The sequence below is a fragment of the Methylobacterium sp. WL103 genome, assembly GCF_008039885.1.
Taxonomy (GTDB): Bacteria; Pseudomonadota; Alphaproteobacteria; order Rhizobiales; family Beijerinckiaceae; genus Methylobacterium; species Methylobacterium cerastii.
In genome coordinates this window covers 1-555 of record NZ_VRUX01001222.1, presented here as the reverse complement: position 1 = coordinate 555, position 555 = coordinate 1, and the positions used below count along the sequence as shown (strand labels likewise).

The following is a 555-nucleotide window of genomic DNA, read 5'->3' as shown; positions in this document are numbered from 1 at the left end:
GCCGCCGGCCTGATCGGCGCGTCGGCCGACGACGTCGCCGTCGTCGGATCGGTGGCCGACGCGATCGCCATCGCGGCGCGGGGGATCGTACCGGTCCCGGGCGGCCGCATCCTGCGGGTGGCCGAGGAGTTCCCGTCCCTCTGCTACGCCTTCGACCGCGTCGCCGCCGAGTCCGGCATGGTCGTCGAGGCGGTGCCGCGCCCGGCCGACGGCGACTGGACCGTGGCGCTCCTCGAAGCGGTCGTCCGCCCCGGTGCGCCGCCGCTCGCGGTCGCGACCCTGACGCCGCTGCACTGGGCCGACGGCACGGTCATCGACCTCGACCGCCTCGCCCCGGCCGTCCGCGCGGCCGGCGCCGCCCTGGTGGTGGATGCGACCCAGGCGGTCGGCGCCGTGCCCATCGACGTGGCGCGGTGGAAGCCCGACTTCCTGGCCTTCCCGACCTACAAGTGGGTGCTCGGCCCCTACAGCCTCGCCTTCCTCTATGCGGCGCCTCACCGCCAGGACGGGGCGCCGCTCGCGGAGAACGCCGGCAACCGCCCGCCGGCCGTGGGC

The 555-nt window shown here is 76.9% G+C and carries 1 protein-coding gene; it reads left to right on the top strand.

Annotated elements, in window-relative coordinates; genetic code table 11:
• Positions 1–555: aminotransferase class V-fold PLP-dependent enzyme (locus FV222_RS28730; protein WP_147816515.1), on the top strand; the 555-nt coding region annotated here is incomplete at both ends.